The sequence below is a fragment of the Pseudoalteromonas sp. 19-MNA-CIBAN-0066 genome, assembly GCF_040308705.1.
Taxonomy (GTDB): Bacteria; Pseudomonadota; Gammaproteobacteria; order Enterobacterales; family Alteromonadaceae; genus Pseudoalteromonas; species Pseudoalteromonas nigrifaciens.
On sequence record NZ_JBEONZ010000002.1, the window covers coordinates 50,173 to 74,213 of the forward strand.

Consider the following 24,041-nt stretch of genomic DNA (forward strand, 5'->3'; position numbering starts at 1 on the left):
TACTCCTAATCTTTTTTATAAAATAACACACATTGTTAGGCAGTGTGATATTTAAGCGCTTAACAACAGTTTAGCTGTTATAGCTGAACCATTGATTAATTACTTAATGTTCAACTTCTATCCAGTCTTTTTCGTCTACCCAGTTTTGTGCACCGTCTTTAACTGAGCGAATTGGCACAATATAATCGCAGCTTGTTTGCGGTTTAACTGAGGCAAATATAGGGACGAAGCCAAAGCTAAGCGCGGTTTCAATAATTGCCTTTTGATTTTGCGGATCAATGTCGGCGGCTTCATCTATGTATATAGGTATACGGTATAAGTTTTGTTCTTGTGAGCTTAACAAATAGCGAATAAACAACATACCACATAATAACTTAATAGTTATTCGCGTACCGTTTGAACCCGCCGAGTCTATTTTGTCAAAGTGTTCGGTATCGCCTGCGCGATTGACTACTTCAAAACGAATATCAAATAAATCCGTGAGGGTAAGGCCAGCTTTGTCGGAGGCGAGCTTAATTAAATGATCTTTCGCCTCGTTTACTGCGCTTTCGCTATACGGTTCTTGGCTGAGTAAATCCAGCGTGTCCCCTTGCTCAAACTGATGCGAGGTACTAATTATAGTATCTATACTATCAACTAACATTTTGCGCGGTATTACATTAATTTTAAATGCTTGCAGGTTCGAAATACGATGCTGGCTAATGCCTTTATTAAAGCTGTTCATTTCGCGGCGCAGGCGGTCTAAATCTTCGCGTAGGCCTTTAATGGTTGCGGCTACTTCTGTTAGGGCCACACGGCCTTGACGCTCAACGGCATCGCGTTCGTTATCAATGTTATGAAACGCACTAATGAGTTTTTGATACTTACTAAACTCATCGTTTTCGTTATCAAACTTGGTAATACCGGCATTATAAATATGCAAATAGGTATTGCGTACGTTTATCTCAAAGTTACGCAGCTCTTGGCAGTCTTTATTAAAGTGGTGCACTAGGTCGCTTAAATTATCAAAGTCTATTGTTACCTCTATCATGTAAGGGGTAACTTTGCCGCTGTATAAATCAAGCGTGTGATCAATTCGTTCGCTTTTCACTTGGCGCAGACGATCTGATTGGCGATTAATTTGCGCCTGTTTTGATTTAATAATTGAGCGTCTGTCGCTAATTGAGCCGCTATTTTTTTGAATGTCTTGTAGGTAGTCGTCAACCTGATCGCGCTCAGCTAACAACTGCTCTTTTAGCATGGTTTGTGCTTCAGCCGATTGCAGCATAGTGTCAAACTGCTCTAAACGTTTAAGGGCGGCCTCGGCGCTCATTAGTTCATCGTACAAGGTGTCTTTTTCTTTTTGCTTATCGGCCACATTTGCAGCTACATCGCGCTGTTGCTTAAACTCTTTTAAAGCATGCTCAAGGGCACTTAATTGAGCGGTTAGCTGCTCTTTATTTTCGCCGCTTTGCATTTGTACAGGGGAGAGCTTTTTAAGCTTAATACTCGCGCCAGGTAAGCTAAGCACGCCGCCTTTTACGTTTTCGCTTAAGTGCGATAAAAACGCACTAAATGCGTCTTCGTCATCAATGCTTATGTCGCCATTGCTGGTGGTTGCAAACGAGAGCATGTCGGGGTTTAAAATGCGCGAAATTTCTTCCACTTCTTTTAACGACAGCTCTTCGCGCATGCGGGTAAATAAATTAAACTCCAAGTTTTTAAGTTGTAGCTTTAAGCTCTTAATTTGTTTTTGGGTTTCGGTAATACGGTAGTCAAGTGTATGCAGGCTTTGCCCTTGTGCGCTGGTAATAGAGTGTGAAAGCGACTCGTAGTCTTGCTTTAACTGGGTAAGGCTCGTTTTAAGCGTGGCTTTGTTAACCAGTTCAAATTCGTTTTTAAGTGCGTTAAAATCTAAAAACCATTGCTCTATTTGCGTTTGCCTGCGCTCTATATCGCGCGACTGCTGTACGTACAAACTTTGCTTTTGTTCAAACTCGTGTTTTTCGTGTTCTATGTTTTCAAGTGCTATTGCTAGCTCTTCTAGTTGCGACTCTTGGTAGTTGTCAAAATCAATCAGTGCTTGGTCAATTTTTGGAGCATAAGCCGCTAATTTACCTTTTAGAACGGTTTGGTTCTCTAGCATCGACTCAAGCGCCGCTATGGGCTCTTGCATCGATTCAAGGGCGTGCAATTCACGTTTACTGCGGTTTACTTTATCGAACGAGCGACGCCACACTTCATAAAAGTCGACCTTAGAGTTAGACATGTGGCGCTCAAATACACGTAGCATAAATCGTTTTACATCGGCGGCACCGAGTTTATGTAAGTTAAGAATACGGCGAAATATTTCTTTATAAATAGTCGAATCTTGAACGTTATTAAGCGGGATCATTTTTAAGTTGATCTCGTCGTCAAACGGGGTTGCGCCGCCGGTGAGTAGGGCGTTTAGTTCTTGCGCTTTTAGCTCTATGGGGTTGTAACCAAGCTGTTTTAAATGGCTGAACAGCTTAGTGTATTTAATAATGGTTTTACCTTGGGTGTACTGCTCTAAATCAAGCTTGCCTTGGTAGCAAAAATATTGATGCGCATAACCGGCAATTTTCCCCAAACCCGCTACACCAATCACTACTGAGCCATGGGGCAAATTTGCTTCAAGCAAAATGTAGGATTGATCTGACGAAAAATAAAACTTTCGGGTTTCGTCTAAATCGTGGCCATCCCATTCGGTTAGGCGTAAATCGTTAATAAGCGGAAATTGCAGGGCATTTATTACTGAGCTTTTACCCGTATTGTTGGGCGCGCAAATAGAGCTGCTTTTATCCAGCGGGATCACACACTTTGCGTAACCTGCGGTATTGAGTAGGGCGAGTTTACTTAGTCCGTATAAATTTTTCATTGCTCGTCCTCTGTTAGGTAGGTTTCTTCGTTTACTTCCATTAAGGCATCTATATAGCGATGGATAGGGGCTTGCAGCATAAAGCCTGCTTCTACTTCGCGTGCCAAACCTAAGCGTACCATGCGCAGGTACACGTCTTTGCGCAGATCTGAACCCGAAAATATCTCTAGTTGATCAAACAAGTGTTTGTTAATTTGCACTAAGGTTTGCATTAACTCTAAATCGTTTACTTCGTCGAACAAGGCGCGCATTGGGTCTTTGCCGGTGTTGGCGTAGTGCTCAATTAAAATATAAATAGTGAGCGCAATAGCACGGGATATTTTGCCCATATTGGGTGTGCTTTCGTCGCTGCTAAAGTAATAAAAGCCACGGCTGTCGTGTTTTAGCTCATTACCTAGGGCGCTAAATAGCGCGCTGTACGCGTCTATGTTTTGATCCAGCTCTTGCCACATTAGGTTGTCTTGTTCGCAAATATGATAACCCGCCACTAATTTTTTATTAATTGCTTGTAAGTGGGTAAGCTCGTTTAAGTTTATTTGTGTCATGGTGATTACTCATCTGCCTTACTAGGTGTTTGCGGCTGTGAATTATAGGGATAAAGAGAAAAATACTGACCGGCAATTTTAAAGCGCGCTTTTTCATCGCTTTGGCTTTTTTCAAGCTCGTTGTCACTTACTAATTTTTGATACAAAAACAGCATTTCTTCGGCATCTAAATCGGGGTAACTTTCGTCTAAAAATTGCAGCAATGGTTGCGGCTTTTTACGTTTTGTATTGAAGCGTTTTGCAAAGCTGCTTTTAACATCGTTGTAATCGGGAATATTAGGCGTTTGAAAAGGCGGTACATCTTGCTGATCAGGCAATTGATATTCTTGATGCTCAAACTCAACCAAACTTGCCATATAGGCAACTATATGGCGTTGTTGCCCCAGCGAGTAACGCTGTGCGTCGCTCACAAAATGCGGTTGCACCGCAGTTAGCATGTTGTCTACGCCATTTTTACGCACTAACCCAAGCACTCTTGCAGCTTGGCGGGTAATTAAGTTATTACGGCGTAGTTCTTCACGCAGTGGCATAAGCATGTCGGCACTTTTACGCAGGCTTTCGCGGCCGATTAAATGCATTTCGAGAATACGGGTACGTAATTGCTCTAGCATGCGTTTGTCGGTATATGCTTTACCCGATTGCTCAATACGCTCTATTTGCGTACTAATTTGCTGCTCTATAAGATTAAAGCAGGCATGAAAATCGCCTCGAATATCAACCATTTCTAGCATTGGCTCTATGTATTCGTCAAACGCTTCTATTACCGCTTTATAACGCTTTTGCAGCGATTGCACCGCGTTATTAGATTTAGCTTGCTCAACAATATTTAAAATGGCGTTTTCGTTGTGTGCGTACAGTTTCATTATTTTGCGCACCCGATCATCCATAATACGGCTAAAACGGCGTAAGTCGTCAAAGTCTTCCACTTCGCCCGCGTTAGCTAAGCGATCGCCAAGGCGGGCTAAATCCTCTACTAATACGCTAATTTCTTGTGCTAAACCTAAATGTTCTTCTTGCAGTAAAAATGTAGCAAAGTCGGCAATGGCACGGTTTATTTCAAGCTGCGAAGATTTCGCTAAAGGAATTATAATATCTTGATTTAACAAGCGATTAGTTTCTTTATAAATACGCTCGTTATGCCATGTAGGTTGTTTTTGTTTAATGGCATTTTGCAAATCTTTAATACTAAAGTCTGCCATTTTAAAACGTTTAAATAATAGCTCTAGCACCCCCCAATGTTCGCTAAGGGTATTTAATAGCTTTTTAGCTGGGATCATAAGGCGTTTATACATCCTAGTATGTTGTTAAATAAGTAGCTAAATAAGCTAGTTATTCGTAATTTTAATAGCGCTGATAGCTATATGGTATTCGTTTTTACAACGATTTAATAATAGTTTTTACCAGGTCATAGTGATAACATCCGCACCGAAAATAGGCACACGAAATGTGCGGCTCTATTTTCTTCATAGGTTCAATTTTTACATTATTCCAAAGGTTGTTCAATTATCATGGTTTCCTCTATTATCCTGACTTTAATAGCGATTGCATTTTTGCTGATCGTTATTGAGGATATAATCCACGTAAACAAAGCTAAAACGACACTTTTTTTTGGTACGCTCTGCTGGATTATCTCTTTTATCTTCCCTATTAATGGGCAAAGCCCTGATACGATTCAATCACTCCTTAATCATAATATTTTAGAAATTGCCTCCTTATGGTTGTTTTTAATGGCGGCAATGACCTTTGTTGCCTATTTAAACTCAAAAGGGTTTATCGAAAATATTGTTAACCGGATTATGCCAAAACGAATTAGCGAACGTAAGTTAATGTTTTTGGTTGGTGTTTTTGCATTTATATTCTCTTCTATTTCCGATAACGTAACCGCTACGCTTATATCTTTAGCGGTGGTTTTATCATTAAAACTTGAAGCCAAAAAGCTAATTAGATACGCCACGCTGATTATCTTTGCGGTTAACTCCGGTGGTGTGTCGTTAATTACCGGCGATGTAACCACGTTAATGATATTTTTAGATGGCAAAGTAACTATTAGCAATTTGTTATTGTTAATTGGGCCAGCATTTGTAAGTGTGATGCTGTTAGCCGCACTGTTGTCAATTGGCTTAAATGGCCAGCTCGACTTTACTAAAACGAAGCAAAAACGCATTGAAAAAACCGATATTACAATTGCAGTTATCTTCTTATCTACGGTTATTGCTACCTTAACACTGAGTGTTTTATACAGTGTACCGCCATTGCTTACCTTTTTGTTTGGTTTGTCTATGATGTTTTTAGTAGCGCAATTTTTAATGCGCAAAAAAGACATAAACAAAGACATGATAGATTTCATTCGTGAAATAGAATACGACACCTTGTTGTTTTTTGTAGGTGTATTATTACTGGTAGGAGCGCTAAAAGAAGTTGGTATGTTAAGCCACTTTAGCGACCTGTACACAATAATGGCACCTGAATACGCAAACTATTTAATGGGTATATTGTCGGCAGGCGTTGATAACGTACCACTTACAGCCGCGTTATTAAAAGCAGATATAGTAATGACACAACAGCATTGGCTGTCGTTTACTTATGCCACAGGCGTAGGGGGCTCTATGTTAATTATAGGCTCAGCGGCGGGTATTATTGCCATGAGTAAAGTTAAAGAACTGACCTTTATGAACTACTTACGTTTGTCGTTTTATTTATTAATTTGTTACACCGTAGGCTATACCGGCTCATATTTAATGGCTGGTTTTGTTTAATATTAGTTATTAAAGTGCTTGACAGCTAGATGTCTAAACGATAACTTTCAAAGCCCCAGTAAAGTATTGAGCTTTTCAATATATTGCTGGGGTTTTGTTTTATTAGTGATTGCGAAAATAGCCATTAATACAACATTCAGAAGAGGTGCGATACTTAGGTATTTAATGTGAGGTGACGAACGCCGTTGAGCATTAAAGAGGGAAGTACTCGCCGAGAAAAATAACACGTCGTCGTCGTTGTTTTTCGGTTTATGGGGCTGAATCCTCAAAACTGTCACCAATATAGGTGGAGAGCTTCTGGCAGTGAATTTTCTTACCTTATATTTGCTGCCAAGTTCTTCTTGTTTTATTACGGTTTGGATGCCGTGAAAGGAGACGAAATGACAACCCAATCAGTGCCACATGTAGTATTAGGCAACAAATCAAATTATACCGTTGCTAAATTTGGCGGCACCAGCGTAGCTAACTTTGCAGCTATGGATCACAGTAGTAAAATAATAGTAGCAGATAAAAGCGTGCGTATTGTTGCACTAAGCGCCAGCGCAGGAGTCACTAATCATTTAGTTGAGCTGTGCAATAGCAGCCTTAGCGAAGATGAGCGCCAAGCGCATATTAACGGTGTGCTAGCGATTCAGCAGGCTATTTTAGCTGAATTGAGTTTAGATACCGATTTAGAGCAGGGCTTTGCCCAGACGTTAGCGGCATTTGAAAAACTAGCCAGCCAAACGTTACAAACAAAAGCGCTACATGACGAGCTATTAAGTTTTGGCGAGCGATTATCAACTTATTTATTTACCCAAGTGCTGCGCTCAAAAGGTTTAAATGCAATACGCTTTGACGTGCGTCAAGTGCTTAAAACCGACAGTCAATTTGGCAAAGCAACCCCTAATGTTGCAGCTACTGCACAAGCGGCAAGCGCATTACTTGTTCCGCTGTTAGACGATCAAGTAATTGTTACACAGGGCTTTATTGGCAGCGACGAACACGGCCAAACGACCACTTTAGGGCGCGGTGGATCAGACTACAGCGCGGCATTACTGGCCGAGGCTATTCATGCTAAAAGTGTACATATTTGGACTGATGTAGTGGGTATTTTTAGTACCGACCCGCGTTTATGTGTAAAAGCCACGCCAATTGCACGCCTCAGCTTTGACGAAGCCGCCGAAATGGCTACCTTTGGTGCAAAAGTATTGCATCCGGCAACTATTTTACCCGCCAGCCGCAGCCATATTAATGTGTTTGTAGGGTCGAGCCGTGAACCTGAGCGTGGTGGTACTTGGATTGAGCGTGAAAAGTCGCAACTGCCAGGAATCCGCGCAGTAACACAACGCAAAAACCAAATATTACTTACTCTTAAAAGCCCAGAAATGCTATTAGCTAGTGGCTTTTTAGCACGAGTGTTTACTATTTTAAGTGAGTTTAATATTTCGGTAGATTTAGTGACCACCTCTGAAATTAGCGTAGCAATAACGCTTGATAACGCGCCTAATGCATCGCGCCCAGAGCTTGATCAGGGGTGTTTAGATAAACTTGCTGAGTTTTGCCATGTATCGGTAGAAAATAACTTAACTTTAGTGGCGCTTATTGGCTCAGAAATACAGTTACGCCAGCATGAAATGAACTTAATGCAGGTATTAAGTGACTTTAATATACGGCTAATTTGCCACGGTGCAAGTAAGCATAACTTGTGCTTTTTGGTCGAGCAAGGCGAATCCGACAACGTAGTGCAAGCTATTCATAGCCGACTATTAGAGAGCGATTGCGCGGCCTAATACAGCTAAATTAATAAGAGAGCACTGCCAGTCAGTGCTTTTTTCACTCACTACACTTATATCAAACTTACCCACCACAGCACTGCTGGCATTAAGCTGTGAGCAAGTTAACTCAGTAAACACATTAGGGCTTAGCAACTTGGCAATAGGGCGGCTAGTGGCTTTAGCGAGCGCTTCTTTTAAGGTCCAAATTCTAAAAAAGTGTTTAGCTTGATCCTCTGCATTGGCAGGCTTGGTGATCAGCGCAATTTCATCGGTATGATAAAAATGCTTTGCGAGCTTTTCAAATGGGCGCTTTGTGCTTATTTTTTCAATATCGAAACCAAACTGGGCTTTTGTAGGGTTAAGTGCAGCGCCAACAAAACCATTAGAATGCGATATACAGGTATTAATAACGGTGTGGCTGTTATTAATGTGTAGCGCTAATTTACTTGTTTGTAGGTTAAACTCTGAACTTATATTACACGGCTTAATGCCCGCCATATTAGGGTGCGAGGTTATAACTAAATACTTAAGTAATAATCGCGTGGCTAAATATTCTTGCTTGGCCGATACACTTTTACGGCGGTTTATTATTTGCAGCTCAAAAGGGCTTAAATAATCAGGCAAATTATATTGGCTTATATCGAGCGTTTTAGCGTCAAACAATAAAATAGGGCTTTTATTGTTACTAAAAGGCTGATTAATTTGCAGGGTGTTTTTAAAGTAAAGTGAACTCATAAACGCTCAAAATAATAATAAATTTAATACCGATTACCTGCTTGTATGCATAAGCTGAACATATAGTGAGCGGTTGTTAGTTGTTGTGCGCGCTAGGTACATTTTTATTACTAAGGCGCGATGAAATATGGTTTAATTCACAACAGCTAAAATAATAACAGATTTGTAGGTGTATGACACAAGTGCGTGATGGTTTTCAAAGTCGACTTGGTTTTGTATTGGCCGCCGCTGGCGCAGCGGTAGGTTTAGGTAATATATGGGGTTTTCCTACGCAGGCTGCTAATCATGGTGGCGGTGCTTTTTTACTGGTTTACTTTATTGTTATATTTTTACTTGCTTTGCCGGCTTTATATACCGAGCTGTATTTAGGGTATTACGCCCAAGCTAATCCGGTAAAAGCACTTAGGCAAGCATGGCAAAATAAAGCCCCTAAAGTAGGCGCGGCTGCAGGTTATATTGGCCTTGGCGGCGCTATTGTAATGCTTAGCTTTTATTCAATAGTGGCGGGGTGGATGCTGTCGTATGCTATTGAACCCGTAACTACATTTTTAGGCTTTAGCGGCGCTAGCGAATTTTTACACAGCGACTCTGCGCTGCGTAATTTTGTGTTTACCCCACTTATGCTTATTTTAACCGCGAGTATTATTTTAAAAGGGGTTAAATCGGGTATTGAAACCTGGTCACGGCGTTTAATGCCGGTGCTACTAGTATTGCTAATTGGTTTAATTATTTATATTGCAACGCTAGATGGTGCAAGTGATGGCTTTGCAGCGTATTTAATACCTGATTTTAGCCAAATACTCGACCCTAACTTAATTATTGCAGCTATGGGGCAAGCCTTTTTCTCCTTATCGCTAGGTGTGGGCTGTATGATGATTTACGGCTCGTATTTAAAACCCGGTGCTAACTTACCAAAACTGACTGCCAGCGTAGCACTACTCGATACCAGTGTGGCCTTTTTAGCTGGTTTACTTATTGTGCCTGCTATTTATGTGGCGCAGCACAACGGCGTAGAAGTATTTAGTAACGGTAAATTAATTGGCGAAGGGCAGCTTATTTTTGCCATTTTACCAGCGTTATTCAGCACCATGGGCGATATTGGCTTATTGGTTGGTTTATTGTTTTTTGTATTAATGTCGATAGCCTCGGTTACTTCTACTATATCAACCACCGAAATTCCGGTGGCGTTTTTAGTCGAAAACCACGGCGTTGATCGCACTAAAGCTACGTGGCTGGTTAGTGGCGTAGTGCTAGTGTTTGCCAGCTTAATAATACTTAATTTTGATTGGTTATTTGGCTTGGTTATTATGGTATTTACCCAGTACCAATTACCGTTAATGGGGCTGTTTTACTTTGTTACAGTGGGCTGGTTATGGCAGCGCGGTAACAAATTACACCAAGCAACTAGCGGCGCGCATTACTGGTTTGCTCAGTACATACGTTTTGTTTGCCCAATATTAATGACCTTGGTATTTGCCAATGTGGCATTTAGTAGTTAAGCATTACTGCACGTTATAAATAAAACGGGAGCTTTTGCTCTCGTTTTGCTTTGTTATCTAGCTGTTAGCAATAACTGATTTTCAATTGCCTGCTTTAATGTTTCTGGCTTGGTGCGCGGCGCATAACGAGAAACAAGTTGGCCTTGCGAATTAATTAAAAATTTAGTGAAGTTCCACTTTATTACTCGTCCTTGCGAAATACCTCTGGTGTGCAGTTTTAAGTAATTAAACAAGGGGTGAGCTTCTGGGCCGTTTACCATTACTTTAGCAAATATTTCAAATGTAGTATTAAATTGCGCTTGATAAAAGCTGTTAATGGCTAAATTATCAAGCGGCTCCTTTTGGCCAAATTGATTGCACGGAAACGCTAAAATGGTAAATCCACTGTTTTTATACTGCTGATACAGTTTTTCTAAAGCGGTTAACTGCGCCGAAAAATGACATTCACTGGCAATATTTACAATAAGTAGCGTTTTGCCTTTTAACTGCTTAAAAGAAAAAAGCGCCTTGGTACAGCATTCTGCATTAAATTGATAAATACTATCCATAGATCACCTACTTAAATTCCTATTAAATAAACTTTATAAAGACTTCATTCGCTTTTTTATCAACCGATTGACATAATCAGGCATGGTTTTTAAGTTATCAGTTTAATAGGTCATTTTTATGTCAATGAAAGTAGCATTTATAGGTTTAGGCGTAATGGGTTACCCAATGGCGGGGCATTTAGCAAAAGCAGGGCACAGTGTGTGCGTTTATAACCGTACTCAAGCTAAAGCTCAAAAGTGGGCTAACGAATTTAGCGGCAGCTTTGCAGCTACTCCACGCGAAGCTGTAAACGATGCCGACATTGTATTTATGTGTGTGGGTAACGACGACGATTTACGCTCGGTAGTATATGGCGAAAATGGAGTATTAGCCGGTATTAAAGCGGGCAGTATTTTGGTCGATCATACCACTACTTCAGCAACAGTGGCACGCGAAGTGGCAGCAAAAGCAGCGTTATTAAAAGTCGACTTTACTGACGCGCCAGTATCGGGAGGCCAAGCTGGCGCCGAAAATGGCGTGCTTACGGTAATGGCTGGTGGCAGCGAAGCTGTATTTGCCAAAGTGCAGCCTGTTATGACGGCATTTAGTCGTTTTAGCCAATTGTTAGGTGGCGTAGGCTCAGGGCAATTATGTAAAATGGTTAATCAAATTTGTATTGCGGGTGCAGTACAGGGCTTAGCCGAAGGCTTACATTTTGCAAAGCAAGCAGGGCTTGATGGTGAAAAAGTAATAGAAACTATTTCTAAAGGCGCAGCCGGTTCGTGGCAAATGGAAAACCGTTACAAAACCATGTGGGCAGGGGAATACGACTTTGGTTTTGCAGTTGATTGGATGCGTAAAGACTTAGGCATAGCGCTTAATGAGGCTAAAAATAACGGCGCAACGCTAGCAATGACAGCCACAGTAGATGGGTACTACGCCGACGTGCAAGCATTAGGCGGTGGCCGCTACGATACATCAAGCTTACTTGCACGCATTGAAGCACAGCATAAAAAATAACGTTTACCTTGAGTATATCGTTGTAGACGCCAAGCTTGCGTGATGTGCAAAGCCCGTAAAGTGATTTATTCACCAAGAGGTTAAGAGGCGCTGCGCTTTTAGAGGAAGTGATAGATCTAAAAAGATCATTGTTGGTTTTATGTCTTCTCATTTACTTAAAACAAAAAACGCGACGCTTTAGTTATAAAGCGTCGCGTTTTTGTATGCGTTGTACCAATAAACTTAAAGCAAGCTACATGCTTTGTGCGTAGTTATATAAGGCTTTTAAAATGGTTAGGTTTTTTTCACTGTCGTCGTGCTCATGGGCTAAATTCTCAAGTGTGATCATAAAGTCTTGAGCGTTAATTGAGGGTTGATCTTCCCCGTGCATTAACTTGTTTTGACAATACTGACGCCATTGATCCAGCTCTTGCTGGTTAAGCGTTTGCGGCCAGTTACGAGCGCGGTATCTAAACAATAAAGTATTAAACTTTTTATTTTCAAAATCGAGTTTTAAATCGGCTAAGTCTTCGGGTTTTGCATCGCGAATAATCGCAAATTTAGCTTTATCTGCATGGCTAGTAAACCCATCGTAAAGTAAATAGTCAACGTTAGTTGTTGCGCTGTAATCGCCTTGTTCGTTAAACACCTCAGTTACTTTATCGCGCAACTCGCTATTGGCTTTTAACACCGCCAAGTTTTTTAAACATTGCTCGCGGTCAATGCCTAAACGCGCTGCATTTTCAGGTAATAACGTTTTAGCAGGTGCTAAAATAGGGCACTTGTTTAAATGCACTAGTTTTAAGCCTACGGGTAATTCGTCTTCAGCTAAATCAATACGCTTGGTATATAAACGTTTACGTAATTGCTCAACACTTAAATCAATAAGTACTTGTGGGCTTTGAGTTAAATCAAAACAAATTACGGCATTTTTATTTACCGGATGAAAGCTCATAGGTGCAACCCAGCTAGTACAGCCTTGCGTTGCTGGAATGCGTGAGCTGGTATGTACGAGCGGGGTCATGTTAAATACATCAACCAACTCAGCTAAGGCTTTTTTACCACGTAAACTAAAAAAGAAGTTATACAGCTTCGGCTGCTTGTCTTTTATTAGTTTAGCCAGTGCAATAGTAGCGGTTACATCGCTTAGTGCATCGTGCGCCGCAGCGTGTTCAATACCGTTGGCAACGGTTAAATGCTCTAACTTAAAGCTTGGGCTACCGTCTTCTTTTAACGGCCATTCAATGCCCTCTGGGCGCAGTGCATAACAAGCACGCACTAAATCAATAATATCCCAACGGCTGTTGTTGTTTTTGTATTCGCGCTCGTACGGATCGTAAAAGTTACGATAAAAGCTATAACGGCTTACTTCGTCATCAAAGCGAATACTGTTATAACCGGCAACACAGGTATTTGGCACACTAAATTGTGCATGAATTTTTGCTATAAATTCAGCCTCAACCAAGCCTTTTTTCATCGCCACTTGTGGCGTAATGCCGGTAATTAAACACGCCTCAGGATGCGGCAAGTAATCCGCCTGCGGTTTACAGTATTCAATAAGCGGCTCACCAATAATATTCAAATCAAGATCGGTACGAACACCCGCAAACTGGCTCGGCTTATCCTTTTGCGGACTAGCCCCCCAAGTCTCGTAGTCGTGCCAGTATATTGTAGGTTGATTTTGCTCTTGATATGCCATGCGTAAAACCTTGAGTAGTTAACTTTAAAGCGCCAAAAATAGCGCCAAGTTACTAAAATTATGAATTATTTAGATTATGGCATATGGGCGGGGGAGTTTATAGTTTTGGGTGAAAAATGATGTGCTTGCTTTTTAAGCATAAGTGAAGCAAAAAGTAAGTAGAGGGGCTACGACAACTAGATAAATTATATGAGAGTAAATTAATGAATCATCACTAGACTAAAGTCTATAGGTTAGTTTTATTCACCTATCGAGTTTATTTTAATCGTTTGTCGATTTTGTGTTAATTCTCTAAAGTTCAGTTGTCGGCAACAAGCACGACTTAACTAATAGGACTATGACCATGAAATTAACACTTATCAAAACTATCGCTCTTAGCTCACTACTTACATGTTCAGCTGCTGCAATGGCTGAGCAAAGTGATTACAAATTAATGGTTATTGAAACCGCAACTGCACCACAGCAGTTGGAGCAATCGTTTAACAGCTGTGCGCTTAACGTTAAGTCAAAAAATTACGCTGAAGCTGAAGCCGTGTGTACACAAGCAATTGCACTATTAAATAATGCACAAGGCTCTAAGTTTAAACTACGCCAGCTTACATCGTACGCGTTAAGTAACCGTGGTGTTGCACGTTTAAAAGCAAATAACGAGACTGCTGCAATCGCTGATTTATACGAGGCAGTGCAGCTTAATAAAAACGCACTTGTATCACATAACTTAACGCGCGCTAAACAAGAGCTATCTTTATAAGAAGCATTAAATAGCAAAGATTAAAAAGGGCGATGCCTTTATAAAGTATTATTATTAATTGTGAACAACAAAAAATGCCGCTCATTTTACTGAGCGGCATTTTTGTATTACTAATTTATGTGGTTGCTAGCTTAGCCTGCAACGGGTGTACTGCCTGTTGGAATGTCTTTCATGCTTTTAATTAGCATGTAAATACAGGTGGTGGCTAAGCAGCCGCCTAAATAAAGTAAAATACCATCGCTTGCATCAGAGAAGTTAGCTGCAAGCATTGGGCCTAGCACAGAGCCTAAGCTGTAGCTTAAAAGCATGATTTCGGTTGCTGATACAATTTTAGCCATAGGCAAAGAGTCGCAGGCGAGCGTAATGGCAATAGGATAAAGTGCAAAGCTTGCTGCCCCTAACACTAAATAGCTAACAACTAAGCCGCTAAAGCTGGTTGCTTGCAATATACCTAACACACTTGCTGCACCTAAAAAGCAAAACATTGCCATGAGTAAGTTTTTACCCATACGAGTAGATAAGTAACTTACAAGTGGCTGTACTAACATGCCGCCAAGAATAATAATTGCCATTAACAAACCTGTATATTGAGCTTGCTCGCTTTGTGCTGCGATATATACAGGCATTAATCCGTAAATTGGCCCCAGTAATAACCCCGACGCTAAGCAACCTAATATTGCTGGGCGGCTAAGGGTTTTAATTTCTTTTAATGGCAGTTTTTGTAGTTCTTGGCTATCTGGTTGGCCTGATGTAATTAATAACGGTGCTAAAATTGCTAGCAATAATAAACCAACTACAAATAAGTAGGGCACAGCACCTACCGTGCCTAGCGGTGCTATAGCAAGTTGGCCTACTGCGCTGCCGCCATAAAGCGAGGTCATGTAAAGGCCTAAACGTTTAGCACGAGCTTTAGGCGTGTTGGTCATTAATAACCACGATTCAACCACCACAAATACACCTGCAACGGCCATACCGGCAACAAAACGCGCCATTAACCAAACCCCAGCTTTAGGCATAACTAGCTGAGCAAGAACACTTAAAATTAATAAACTAAGAAATAAAATAAAAGCAAACCTGTGGCCTATTTTTACTACTATGCGTTCAATGCATGTAGCGCCAATAAGTAAGCCAAAATAAAATACACTCGCTAGCCATGGGGCAAGATCTACATCGAGTTTAAATGCCGATAGCGATAGCGGGATCAGGCTCATTAAAAAGCCAGAAGCTATAGCAAAAAAAGACAAACCGATAACAGGTGCTAACGGGTTATTTGACTTGCTAGTAGCAACGAATTCTATCATTAGAATTATCCGATTTTAAGGTCATAAATAAACGCTGTTTACCGACTCTGTTTTAAGGCGATTATTTAATGTTGGTTGATTTTGCGGCGAATGTAGGACTCTTTTGAAAGGAAGTAAAGTGATTTTTTATTAATCAATGAAAATAAATTTTTAACTGCACAATTACGTAAAATAAGCGCACAATTGCGACGTGTTTGTGTTTTAAACGTATTAAAATTGTATGGTTTTTGTTATTTTATTTGCTTGGTTTAATGCGATAAGAGCAATAAATTTAAGCTATTGAGCAAACCATTAGTAAGTGTTTTTAAGTTATAAACAGTTGCGGCACAACAAATAAAAGTAACAGCCTTTAAAACGATTACTTTTATGTGTTGTAAACGAGCGGTTTTAATTTATGCAGCCGAGTTAAAACTAAACGTTTGATTACTGCATTAGCAGCGCTAATTGATGATACAAACCAATACCTATTAAAACATTAAACGGAAAGGTAATACCTAAAGAGCACAGCATAGCAAGGCCAATATTCGCTTCTGGAATAGCGGCTTTTATGGCTGCAGGCGCTGCAATGTATGAGGCACTGGCAACTAGGCTCCCTAAAACTACAATTGAACCCATTTCCAGGTGTAAAAGTGTACCGACTGCTACGCCAAGCGTGCCCAAAAATAAAGGGGTAATAATAGCAAATAAAGCTAACTTCCAATGATGCCAAGGCACAGGGCGCAAAGTTTGCGCTGCGGTTAAACCCATTTCAAGTAAAAATAATGCCAGTACAACCTTAAAGCCGTTAGTTAATAAGCTGGTAACTTGGCTACCTTGTTGCGTGCCGTACATTATGCCAATAATTACACCGCCAACGAGTAAAATAACGCTTTTATTGGTTAGCGCTTCGTGCCAAACCGCTTTTAAAGACAGCTTTTTAGCTGTCGCACTTTCTTTATTAAATTTTCTATATATTAGCAGGCCAACAATAATGGCCGGCAGCTCTAGCATCACTAAATATAAAGTTACTTCAGCGCCTACAACCAAACTAGACGACTCTGCGTAGGCAAGCGCAACAGCAAATGTACCCGCACTAACAGAGCCATAATGCGCCGCAATACTGGCACTATTAGCATGAGAAAGTGTAATAACGTACTTTAAAATAGGGTACAGCATTAAAGGAATAAGCCCCCCAAGCAGCATAATGGCCCCCATTTCAGGGAGTAGTTGCCAATTTAAATTACCGTGTAAAACCATACCGCCTTTTAAACCAATAGTAAGCATTAGCAGTAAGCTTAGGGTTTCGTAAGTGGCTTTGGGTATAGCAAGATCAGAGTGTATAAGTCCGGCGATTAAACCTAATATAAAAAACATAACAACAATATCGGGCACGGTGTTTCCTAGCTATAAAATTAAGTGGCGCTATTGTAGAGAAAACTTTGTATAGTAAATAATAAAATGAACAGTGGTTATATATAGATAGCTATCTATGAGGTGGGTATGGATTTAAGGCATATATCGTTTAGATTACTAGAAGTATTTATGAGTGTAGTAAAAACCCGCTCGTTAAGTGAAACAGCAAGGCAGCTTTATTTAACGCAACCTACTGTTTCACTTCAAATAAAGCGCTTACAAGAAGAAATAGGAGAGCCACTAATAACTATGCAACAGCAAAAGTTACAGGTAACCGAGGCTGGCCTTGAGCTATTTAGAACCTGCAAGCAGGTGTTTGCTCATTTTGAAGATTACCAAGATTTTTTAGCCGAATTACGTGGAGGCGAGCGAGGCCGATGTAAAATTGCCATGGTAAATACGGCGCAATATATTTTGCCTAAATTACTCGGCCCATATAGTAATTTGCATCCGCATGTAGAGTTACCGCTGGAAATAGGCAATCGCGAAGAGGTATTAGCTCGCTTTGAGCGTGGAGAAGACGACATTTACGTTTTTAGCCACCCACCATCGTTAGAGCAAGCCCAAGCTGCTCGGTTTTTACATAATCCATTAGAATTTATAGTGCCTAATAATCATCCTCTATTGAATAAAAAAAACGTAACGTTGGCGGACTTAATGTCATATCGATTTTTACTGCGTGAAAATGGTTCTGCCACACGTATGCTATTTGAAAGTGAGCTACAAAGTAGGGGCTTAGTACTTAGCGACGGCGTTAAAATGGCGAGTAACGAAGCCATACGGGTTGCAGTATCGTCGGGTATGGGAATTAGCTTGCTGTCGCATCATGTTTTACCAAAAGGTGATAATAGCTATACAAAACTGCATGTGATCGACACCGATATAGCCAGCCAATGGTACTTTGTAATGCGTACCGACAGACACATTTCGCACGCAGCGCGCAGCTTTTTAAAGTTTGCCCAAGCTAATTTAGAGCACTACCTTGATACTAAATGGGTACGCAATGAACTCCATAGATTACATTTAGAACCTAAAACTTAAATTAAATAAGCAGTCGTTATGTTGCAATATAACTACTTATAATAGTTATATTGCTATCAATACATGGTTATAAAAACACCCATAATACTTAGCTCTAACTATTTATTATTTTGCTTTTATTTTAAATAAAGCTAAGTAAGGTTTAAGTTTAGATTTTGTTAGGGCTTTTTTACTTAGTTGGAACTAAAATTGCTGCATAGCTTGTAACGCAACAATGGATTTGAGCTAATGACAACAATAACGTTTAAAAATCAATACAGTAACTATAACTCCTCTAGTGTAACTAAAGCGGCAAGCCCAAGCGAAGTTGCGGCAATCAATCCCCCCATTGATGAAAAAGCAGGTGATGTTAAAGGCATAAACTCAGCCCCTAAAGAGCAATCATTTTTAGAAAAAGCCCAAGAAGCGCTTGTTTATCAGCGTTTAGGTGTAAATAAAGACAAAATAGACGAGCTAAAAGCGGCAATAGAGGAGCTGACTAAAGAGTTACAAGCGCAAGGCGCTGATCTTGATGTAATTGCAGATAAAATTAACGAACTTGAAAAAATGCTTGAGCAAGAATACCAACAAGGGCGCGATCGAATGGATATGAAACCTCAGCATGAGCCGGGGAAAATAATTTTTGCACTTATTTAATTTACATAATATTGAATAGTTTACATTGTTATTGTGCTTACTTTTGCTAAGGTAAAAACTTATAACAAAAATAAACAAGGATTACTAATGAAAACCCTGCAGCAGCAACTAGGTAACTACGGGCTTTATCACCGCTCAAAACGCAATGTACTCACCCACCTGTTAGGCATTCCGCTCATTGTATTTGCCGTATTGTGCTTATTGGCGCGCATTCAGATCCCGTTGGGAGGCCTTGTTATAGATGGCGGACAACTTATTGTATTTGTATCAGTTGTGTATTATTTAATGTTGAGTGTGTCGTTGGGTCTTATTATGGCTGTGCTATTAACTATATTACTTGTGGGCGCGCAACCTATTGCAGCCATGGCATTTACGCCTTGGTTAACGATTAGTGTAGGGCTGTTTGTATTTGGTTGGATTTTACAGTTTGCTGGCCATTATTTTGAAGGTAAAAAACCCGCGTTTATAGATGATATATCGGGGCTTATTATTGGCCCTTTGTATGTTACTGCAGAGCTATTATTTATGTTGGGCTGTTATAAAAAGCTAGAGCAGCAAGTAACCGATATTGCCGGCCCAACCAAGCCATAAACACAATAACTAACGTGCTGTAACTAAAGCATAAAAATACGGTAACAAAGTATGAATTATAATAATAAAACAGTGTGGATCACCGGTGCGTCATCGGGCATAGGTAAGGAGCTGGCAATACAGTTTGCAGAGCTAGGTGCTAGCGTTATTTTATCGGCGCGTAATGTTGAAAAACTGACAGCGCTTAAGGCTGAACTAAAAGGAGAAGGGCATTTAATATTGCCACTCGATTTAGCAAAGCCCGAAGAAGTATTAAGTAAAGTTACCGCGGCAATAAATGAGTTGCCCGCAATCGATATTTTAATTAATAACGGTGGCATATCGCAGCGTAGCTTATTTTTAGAAAACGACTTTAAAGTGTACCGCCAATTAATGGAGGTTAACTATTTTGGTTTAGTGGCATTAACTAAAGCGGTACTGCCCTCTATGGTTGCAAGAAAAAGTGGCTCGGTTGTGGCTATAAGTAGTGTGGCAGGAAAGGTAGGCTCTAAACTAAGAACCGGTTACTCAGGCGCTAAATTTGCTGTGGTGGGGTTTATGGATTGCCTGCGCGCAGAAGTAAAAGAGCATAACATTCATTGTTTAACAATTTGCCCAGGTTTTATAAAAACCGCGATTGCGCACAACTCATTAAACCCGCAAGGTGTTGCACAAAATAAATCTGAGCAAGCTATAGAAAATGGCATGGATGTTAAAGTAGCCGCATCAAAAATGATTAACGCTATTAATAGCAAAAAAGATGAAGTGATTGTTGGCCAAGGCTTAAGTGGTTGGGCTCCTACCATTAAACGCTTTTTTCCGCGTTTATTTAACCGTTTAACAGCTAAAGTTAACTTTAAATAATACCAAAATTCAAGAAAGCTATAGTTGAGTGTAAAAATGATAATAAAGTATATATGGCTCGGATTATTTTTTAGCGTGCTGATCTGGTCGGGTATAAACCCAAAAGATCAATTTACTTGGTTTTTAGAAGTGCTACCAGCCATTATTGGTGTGGTAATTATGCTTGGCACCTATAAACAATTTAAGTTAACCCCTATTTTATATTGGTTTATTTTAGCGCATTGTATTGTGTTGATGGTAGGCGGCCATTACACCTATGCTGAAGTACCGCTATTCGATAATTTATTTGGCAGTGAGCGCAATAACTACGACAAAGTAGGGCATTTTTTTCAGGGCTTTGTACCTGCATTACTAGCACGCGAAATTTTACTGCGTAAAAATGTAGTTAATGGCAAAGGGTGGCTCATTACGTTTATTATTTCGATATGCTTAGCCTTTAGTGCTTTTTATGAGCTACTAGAGTGGTGGGTGGCATTGTTGAGCGGCGAAAATGCCGAAGCATTTTTAGGCACCCAAGGTTATATTTGGGATACCCAATCAGATATGGGATTAGCACTATTAGGTGCTATTTGCTCGCTGTTAGTACTTTCTAAAGTACACGACAAGCAGCTAAAAAGCGTTAAAGATTATGGATGAGTTATTATGCTTAGGCTTTATAGCGCTTGTTAATAGATCTTTCGTGACATATAGAAAAACCGGTCTTCTTCTTTGTCTATTACGAAGCCATTTCTCGTATACAGATGATACGCAGGGCTAATTTTAAAAACTCGTAGTCTAAGTAAATTAACACCAGCTTTAATCGCTAATCGTTCGCACTCTGCTAGAGCAGCTGCCCCAATTCCCTTATTTTGAAATTTCTCACTAACCTGTATATCTCGGATATAACATCCTTCATTATCAAAGGCTAAACGAATTGCGCCAACGAGCGAAGTATTATAAAGAATATCCCAATTTTCTAAGTCTACAATTTGCTCTTGTATATTAGATTGTTCCCAGCAAACCGAATAATATTCATAGTATGAACGCATATTTTTATATGTAATATCTGCCGATGCATAAAGATCGACTGTTGCTTGATATGAAATCACTGCAAATCTCCCTGCTTTAATTACTTATATGGATAATGAGTCCCACTTTTTGAGTTATCACACCCCAAAATAGCGTGTATTATATTGTTCAATAATTTCACTTAAAAACGTCTATGTAAACAATTGTTTATGCGGGGTATAAAATAAGTTTTACTGTTATGCCTAAAACAACTTTTAATAAGGTTATAGGGCAAAATATAAATACGGTTTTAATGCGCAGTAGTTGTCGCTTAATAATTTATTTGGTTTTATTGAGTGGGATTTATTTAGTAGTTAAGTTTTTAAGTGGTTTTTTTGGGGTGGGGAGGCTGATTAATACTTATTTGCTGCTTTTACTTGAAAGTAATCAGAAAATACCACAACGGTATAAAAAGAAAGTTTAAATTTATGAGTTATTTTACTAAACGCTGCCCGGTGTTTTTAATGCAAAGAGCCGCGTTTAACTATATGCATTTACTTAGCTTTTTTAGCCTCAAGAGTTTCTATTTCACTCCAAATTTTTTCGGCCTCGGCGCTTAACATAGCGTAGCTTTTAATATCGCCTTTACGCTGTGCCTGCATGCCTTGCTCTAATTTTGCGTCGTACTCTTTGCGTAGTTTTTTGCTTGGATCTGATTTAAATATCGAAAACATGCTTACTCTCTTAATTACTTTTAATGTATTTGCTTGATTGAGTATACATACGATGCCGCGTGGAAAATCGATTATTAAAGTATAAATTAGTCCTGCAGCTAAATATTGAATAATTACTCTAACAGGGTTGAAATCACAAATATTGAGCGTACACTTGTGCGCTGAAAGTTTGGGCGCACACGTGTAAGCCCAAAGTGTTTTGAATCGCAATAGAGAATTAAGTGCTTATGATCACGCAAATATTAGATCAATTTTCAAAATGGTTTTTACATCATCAAAGTTTTGCCAGTTATATAGAGCCAATTATGCAGGTGTTTAAACCCGCATGGCGCGCAGGGCAATATAGAGCCCAAGTAGTTGACGCAGTTACCCTTAATGGCAATTTTTTAAGTGTGCAACTTAAACCAAGTAAGCAATGGCCTAAGCATACTGCTGGGCAGCATATAAGTTTAACCCTTGAAATTAACGGGCGATTATTAACGCGTGTTTTTACTGTGGCTTCAAGCGCTCAGCAATTTAAAAATACAGGGTTAGTGCGTTTACTAATCAAAACAAATCCACAAGGGCGTTTTACAAGTTTACTAAATAACACCTTAAAAGCGGGTTTGTGGTGCAGTATTTCTGCGCCAAATGGCGACTTTGTATTTAAAAACACACATACACCGGCCACTTTTATTGCTGGTGGGTCGGGCATTACCCCCATGCTGGCTATGCTTGATGATTACCTAAGCCAAACCACGCAAAAGGTGTTGTTAGTGTATTACGCAAAAGTAACTGAGCATCAATGTGTTGATGAGCTGAGTGAACTGGCGGCGCAGTTTGCGCATTTTTCGTTTTTATTATTAACGCGCGAGCAATCAAGCGATATAACCTGCAATATTAAACCATGGGAAAACCCCGATATTTATTGCTGTGGCCCTGCAGCCTTTATGCAAACGGTGAGTGACTTTGCTAAAAAGCATGATTTAAATTACTACCAAGAGGCATTTGGTTTAGCGTTGCCGCGCTTAAAAGACGACAGCCAATTTAATGTAAAAATTAACAGTGGCGCGCATGTGGTATTGGGCAACGATGTTTTGCTAACTCAGTTTGAAGAAAAAAAGCTACCCGTTAAACGTGGTTGCGGCATTGGTATTTGCCATCAGTGCCAATGTATTAAAAAGTCGGGCGTGGTACGCAATTTAAAAACCGGTGAATTAAGTGATAGCGGCGAGCAGTTAATTCAACTTTGCGTAAGCCAAGCGGTAAGTGATTTGGAGCTACAATTATGAAAACCATTAACTTTGAGCAATTAGAAAAAGAATTAAATGCCATAAAAATGGATACCCTTGGCAAAGTAGGCCAGCAAGATGCTGATTATATTCGCGCTGTTGTACGTAAACAGCGAGTATGCGAATGGAGCGGGCGTATTTTACTTATGCTTGGTTTTATTGTGCCATTACTGTGGGTTGTGGGTTGTGGGTGTGCTGTTACTCGCCCTTGCTAAAATTTTAGATAATATGGAAATTGGCCACAATGTAATGCATGGCCAGTACGATTGGATGAACGACAAGCAACTTAATTCACAAAACTATGAATGGGACATAGCCTGCGATGGACAAAGTTGGCACCGAGTGCATAACTTTGAGCACCACACATACACCAATATTATAGGTAAAGACCGCGATTTTGGTTATGGCTTATTAAGGTTAAGTGACGATTTTAAATGGCGTTTAAAAAACACGTGGCAATTTATAACCTATTTAAATTTAAGTGTGTTGTTTCAATGGGGAGTGTCGTATCACGAACTGGCAGGCGAGCGCGTGTTTATAGGTAAAAAGAAGCCACACCGCGATGGTGCCGTATTGCATAGCACCTTAAAACAGCGCTTTTTTAGTAAAGGCGCGCGCCAATTAATTAAAGATTATGTGATATTTCCGTTACTTGCTGGGCCATTATTTTTGTGGGTATTAGCGGGTAACTTAGTAGCAAATTTAATTCGTAACTTATGGACGTCGACCATAATATTTTGTGGTCACTTTACTGAGCAAACCCATACTTTTAAAGAACAAGACTGTGTAAACGAAAGCCAAGGGCAGTGGTATTACCGCCAAGTATTGGGCTCGTCAAATATTAAAGGGCCGCGTTGGTTTCATGTATTAACCGGGCATTTGAGTTTTCAAATTGAGCATCACTTGTTTCCAGATATGCCTTCGTCGCGTTATCAAGAAGTGGCACCGCAAGTACAAGCAGTATTGCAAAAACAAGGCATTGCCTACAATACGGGAGGGTTTTTTAGTCAATATGCCTCGGTGTTAAAGCGTATATTTCGGTATTCTTTTAAATAATGATTAATAAAGTAGCTGTAACGGTAATGCCTGCATTAAATA

Annotated in this window: 21 protein-coding genes, 1 pseudogene and 1 riboswitch; of the genes and pseudogenes, 12 read left to right on the forward strand and 10 right to left on the reverse strand. The window is 40.0% G+C overall.

The window, feature by feature from the left end:
• Positions 1–103 precede the first annotated feature (103 nt).
• From AAEZ18_RS01665 to AAEZ18_RS01675, 3 genes are read right to left on the reverse strand one after another with little or no spacing between them, the layout of a single operon-like run.
• A complete protein-coding gene (locus tag AAEZ18_RS01665; protein ID WP_086993422.1) occupies positions 104–2,878 on the reverse strand; it encodes an Mks condensin complex protein MksF in 2,775 nt (924 codons plus the stop codon).
• A complete protein-coding gene (locus AAEZ18_RS01670) occupies positions 2,875–3,423 on the reverse strand; it encodes a condensin complex protein MksE (protein WP_058373159.1) in 549 nt (182 codons plus the stop codon). Before AAEZ18_RS01670 ends, AAEZ18_RS01665 begins: the two co-directional genes overlap by 4 nt.
• 5 nt (positions 3,424–3,428) lie before the next feature.
• The gene (locus tag AAEZ18_RS01675) at positions 3,429–4,700 is read right to left on the reverse strand and encodes an MksB family condensin complex protein (RefSeq protein WP_086993437.1); all 1,272 of its coding nucleotides are present in this window, start codon (positions 4,698–4,700) and stop codon (positions 3,429–3,431) included.
• Between the two features lie 231 nt (positions 4,701–4,931).
• On the opposite strand from AAEZ18_RS01675, the gene nhaD reads away from it, so the two are divergent.
• Positions 4,932–6,179 carry a sodium:proton antiporter NhaD gene (nhaD, locus tag AAEZ18_RS01680; protein WP_089368114.1) on the forward strand — a complete coding sequence of 416 codons (1,248 nt, stop codon included), beginning with the start codon at positions 4,932–4,934 and terminating at the stop codon, positions 6,177–6,179.
• A 132-nt stretch (positions 6,180–6,311) separates the two neighbouring features.
• Positions 6,312–6,484: riboswitch (Lysine riboswitch) on the forward strand.
• Between the two features lie 75 nt (positions 6,485–6,559).
• Positions 6,560–7,951: a lysine-sensitive aspartokinase 3 gene (gene lysC / locus AAEZ18_RS01685; protein ID WP_172459232.1), complete on the forward strand. Its 1,392-nt coding sequence runs from the start codon at positions 6,560–6,562 to the stop codon at positions 7,949–7,951.
• On the opposite strand, the gene AAEZ18_RS01690 is transcribed toward lysC, so the two are convergent.
• A complete protein-coding gene (locus tag AAEZ18_RS01690) occupies positions 7,928–8,671 on the reverse strand; it encodes a 4'-phosphopantetheinyl transferase family protein (RefSeq protein WP_086993429.1) in 744 nt (247 codons plus the stop codon). The genes lysC and AAEZ18_RS01690 overlap by 24 nt on opposite strands.
• A gap of 173 nt (positions 8,672–8,844) precedes the next feature.
• Here AAEZ18_RS01690 and AAEZ18_RS01695 point away from each other — a divergent pair, with 173 nt between their 5' ends.
• Entirely contained in the window at positions 8,845–10,170 is a 1,326-nt protein-coding gene (locus AAEZ18_RS01695) for a sodium-dependent transporter (RefSeq protein WP_011327935.1), read from the forward strand.
• Positions 10,171–10,223: 53 nt separating this feature from the next.
• On the opposite strand, the gene AAEZ18_RS01700 is transcribed toward AAEZ18_RS01695, so the two are convergent.
• Positions 10,224–10,718: a glutathione peroxidase gene (locus tag AAEZ18_RS01700; RefSeq protein ID WP_350593691.1), complete on the reverse strand. Its 495-nt coding sequence runs from the start codon at positions 10,716–10,718 to the stop codon at positions 10,224–10,226.
• Between the two features lie 118 nt (positions 10,719–10,836).
• Between AAEZ18_RS01700 and AAEZ18_RS01705 the strand changes: the two genes are divergently transcribed.
• Positions 10,837–11,718, forward strand: a complete 882-nt coding sequence (locus tag AAEZ18_RS01705) for an NAD(P)-dependent oxidoreductase (RefSeq protein ID WP_089368116.1) — start codon at positions 10,837–10,839, stop codon at positions 11,716–11,718.
• Positions 11,719–11,950: 232 nt separating this feature from the next.
• On the opposite strand, the gene sbcB is transcribed toward AAEZ18_RS01705, so the two are convergent.
• Entirely contained in the window at positions 11,951–13,396 is a 1,446-nt protein-coding gene (gene sbcB / locus AAEZ18_RS01710) for an exodeoxyribonuclease I (RefSeq protein ID WP_086993433.1), read from the reverse strand.
• A 343-nt stretch (positions 13,397–13,739) separates the two neighbouring features.
• Between sbcB and AAEZ18_RS01715 the strand changes: the two genes are divergently transcribed.
• Positions 13,740–14,147, forward strand: a complete 408-nt coding sequence (locus AAEZ18_RS01715) for a hypothetical protein (RefSeq protein WP_011327941.1) — start codon at positions 13,740–13,742, stop codon at positions 14,145–14,147.
• 131 nt (positions 14,148–14,278) lie between these two features.
• Here the strand turns inward: AAEZ18_RS01715 and AAEZ18_RS01720 are convergent, their stop codons facing one another.
• Together AAEZ18_RS01720 and AAEZ18_RS01725 are read right to left on the reverse strand one after the other, a co-directional pair.
• Positions 14,279–15,448 (reverse strand): MFS transporter, encoded by a 1,170-nt coding sequence (locus AAEZ18_RS01720; protein ID WP_011327942.1) that lies wholly within the window; start codon positions 15,446–15,448, stop codon positions 14,279–14,281.
• 423 nt (positions 15,449–15,871) lie between these two features.
• On the reverse strand, positions 15,872–16,819 hold the full coding sequence (locus AAEZ18_RS01725; RefSeq protein WP_192531460.1) for a sodium-dependent bicarbonate transport family permease: 948 nt from the start codon (positions 16,817–16,819) through the stop codon (positions 15,872–15,874).
• Positions 16,820–16,927: 108 nt separating this feature from the next.
• Here AAEZ18_RS01725 and AAEZ18_RS01730 point away from each other — a divergent pair, with 108 nt between their 5' ends.
• The 5 genes from AAEZ18_RS01730 to AAEZ18_RS01750 all read left to right on the forward strand — a co-directional run bounded on the left by AAEZ18_RS01730 (position 16,928) and on the right by AAEZ18_RS01750 (position 20,587).
• The gene (locus AAEZ18_RS01730; RefSeq protein ID WP_192531461.1) at positions 16,928–17,881 is read left to right on the forward strand and encodes a LysR family transcriptional regulator; all 954 of its coding nucleotides are present in this window, start codon (positions 16,928–16,930) and stop codon (positions 17,879–17,881) included.
• A 228-nt stretch (positions 17,882–18,109) separates the two neighbouring features.
• Positions 18,110–18,517, forward strand: coding sequence for a hypothetical protein (locus AAEZ18_RS01735; RefSeq protein ID WP_086994199.1), 408 nt, complete (start codon positions 18,110–18,112; stop codon positions 18,515–18,517).
• Positions 18,518–18,604: 87 nt separating this feature from the next.
• Complete coding sequence (locus AAEZ18_RS01740; RefSeq protein WP_011327946.1) at positions 18,605–19,108, forward strand: Mpo1 family 2-hydroxy fatty acid dioxygenase; 504 nt, start codon at positions 18,605–18,607, stop codon at positions 19,106–19,108.
• A gap of 51 nt (positions 19,109–19,159) precedes the next feature.
• Complete coding sequence (locus tag AAEZ18_RS01745; RefSeq protein ID WP_350593693.1) at positions 19,160–19,951, forward strand: SDR family oxidoreductase; 792 nt, start codon at positions 19,160–19,162, stop codon at positions 19,949–19,951.
• Between the two features lie 42 nt (positions 19,952–19,993).
• Positions 19,994–20,587 carry a DUF2238 domain-containing protein gene (locus AAEZ18_RS01750; RefSeq protein WP_086994238.1) on the forward strand — a complete coding sequence of 198 codons (594 nt, stop codon included), beginning with the start codon at positions 19,994–19,996 and terminating at the stop codon, positions 20,585–20,587.
• 29 nt (positions 20,588–20,616) lie between these two features.
• On the opposite strand, the gene AAEZ18_RS01755 is transcribed toward AAEZ18_RS01750, so the two are convergent.
• Together AAEZ18_RS01755 and AAEZ18_RS01760 are read right to left on the reverse strand one after the other, a co-directional pair.
• Positions 20,617–21,039, reverse strand: a complete 423-nt coding sequence (locus tag AAEZ18_RS01755) for a GNAT family N-acetyltransferase (RefSeq protein WP_176359660.1) — start codon at positions 21,037–21,039, stop codon at positions 20,617–20,619.
• Between the two features lie 453 nt (positions 21,040–21,492).
• A complete protein-coding gene (locus AAEZ18_RS01760; RefSeq protein ID WP_041454400.1) occupies positions 21,493–21,672 on the reverse strand; it encodes a DUF6435 family protein in 180 nt (59 codons plus the stop codon).
• Between the two features lie 227 nt (positions 21,673–21,899).
• On the opposite strand from AAEZ18_RS01760, the gene AAEZ18_RS01765 reads away from it, so the two are divergent.
• The gene (locus AAEZ18_RS01765; protein ID WP_350551327.1) at positions 21,900–22,943 is read left to right on the forward strand and encodes a flavin reductase family protein; all 1,044 of its coding nucleotides are present in this window, start codon (positions 21,900–21,902) and stop codon (positions 22,941–22,943) included.
• Positions 22,940–23,999 (forward strand): annotated as a pseudogene (locus AAEZ18_RS01770) (fatty acid desaturase family protein). Before AAEZ18_RS01765 ends, AAEZ18_RS01770 begins: the two are co-directional and overlap by 4 nt.
• Positions 24,000–24,041: the final 42 nt, after the last annotated feature.

Coding starts and splice junctions, on each gene's coding strand:
- AAEZ18_RS01700 (WP_350593691.1), bottom strand. CDS start 10,718: ATGGATAGTATTTATCAATTTAATGCAGAATGCTGTACCAAGGCGCTT.
- AAEZ18_RS01705 (WP_089368116.1), top strand. CDS start 10,837: ATGTCAATGAAAGTAGCATTTATAGGTTTAGGCGTAATGGGTTACCCA.
- AAEZ18_RS01735 (WP_086994199.1), top strand. CDS start 18,110: ATGACAACAATAACGTTTAAAAATCAATACAGTAACTATAACTCCTCT.
- AAEZ18_RS01690 (WP_086993429.1), bottom strand. CDS start 8,671: ATGAGTTCACTTTACTTTAAAAACACCCTGCAAATTAATCAGCCTTTT.
- AAEZ18_RS01715 (WP_011327941.1), top strand. CDS start 13,740: ATGAAATTAACACTTATCAAAACTATCGCTCTTAGCTCACTACTTACA.
- AAEZ18_RS01695 (WP_011327935.1), top strand. CDS start 8,845: ATGACACAAGTGCGTGATGGTTTTCAAAGTCGACTTGGTTTTGTATTG.
- lysC (WP_172459232.1), top strand. CDS start 6,560: ATGACAACCCAATCAGTGCCACATGTAGTATTAGGCAACAAATCAAAT.
- AAEZ18_RS01760 (WP_041454400.1), bottom strand. CDS start 21,672: ATGTTTTCGATATTTAAATCAGATCCAAGCAAAAAACTACGCAAAGAG.
- AAEZ18_RS01730 (WP_192531461.1), top strand. CDS start 16,928: ATGGATTTAAGGCATATATCGTTTAGATTACTAGAAGTATTTATGAGT.
- nhaD (WP_089368114.1), top strand. CDS start 4,932: ATGGTTTCCTCTATTATCCTGACTTTAATAGCGATTGCATTTTTGCTG.
- AAEZ18_RS01765 (WP_350551327.1), top strand. CDS start 21,900: ATGATCACGCAAATATTAGATCAATTTTCAAAATGGTTTTTACATCAT.
- AAEZ18_RS01670 (WP_058373159.1), bottom strand. CDS start 3,423: ATGACACAAATAAACTTAAACGAGCTTACCCACTTACAAGCAATTAAT.
- AAEZ18_RS01720 (WP_011327942.1), bottom strand. CDS start 15,448: ATGATAGAATTCGTTGCTACTAGCAAGTCAAATAACCCGTTAGCACCT.
- AAEZ18_RS01675 (WP_086993437.1), bottom strand. CDS start 4,700: ATGATCCCAGCTAAAAAGCTATTAAATACCCTTAGCGAACATTGGGGG.
- AAEZ18_RS01665 (WP_086993422.1), bottom strand. CDS start 2,878: ATGAAAAATTTATACGGACTAAGTAAACTCGCCCTACTCAATACCGCA.
- AAEZ18_RS01740 (WP_011327946.1), top strand. CDS start 18,605: ATGAAAACCCTGCAGCAGCAACTAGGTAACTACGGGCTTTATCACCGC.
- AAEZ18_RS01745 (WP_350593693.1), top strand. CDS start 19,160: ATGAATTATAATAATAAAACAGTGTGGATCACCGGTGCGTCATCGGGC.
- sbcB (WP_086993433.1), bottom strand. CDS start 13,396: ATGGCATATCAAGAGCAAAATCAACCTACAATATACTGGCACGACTAC.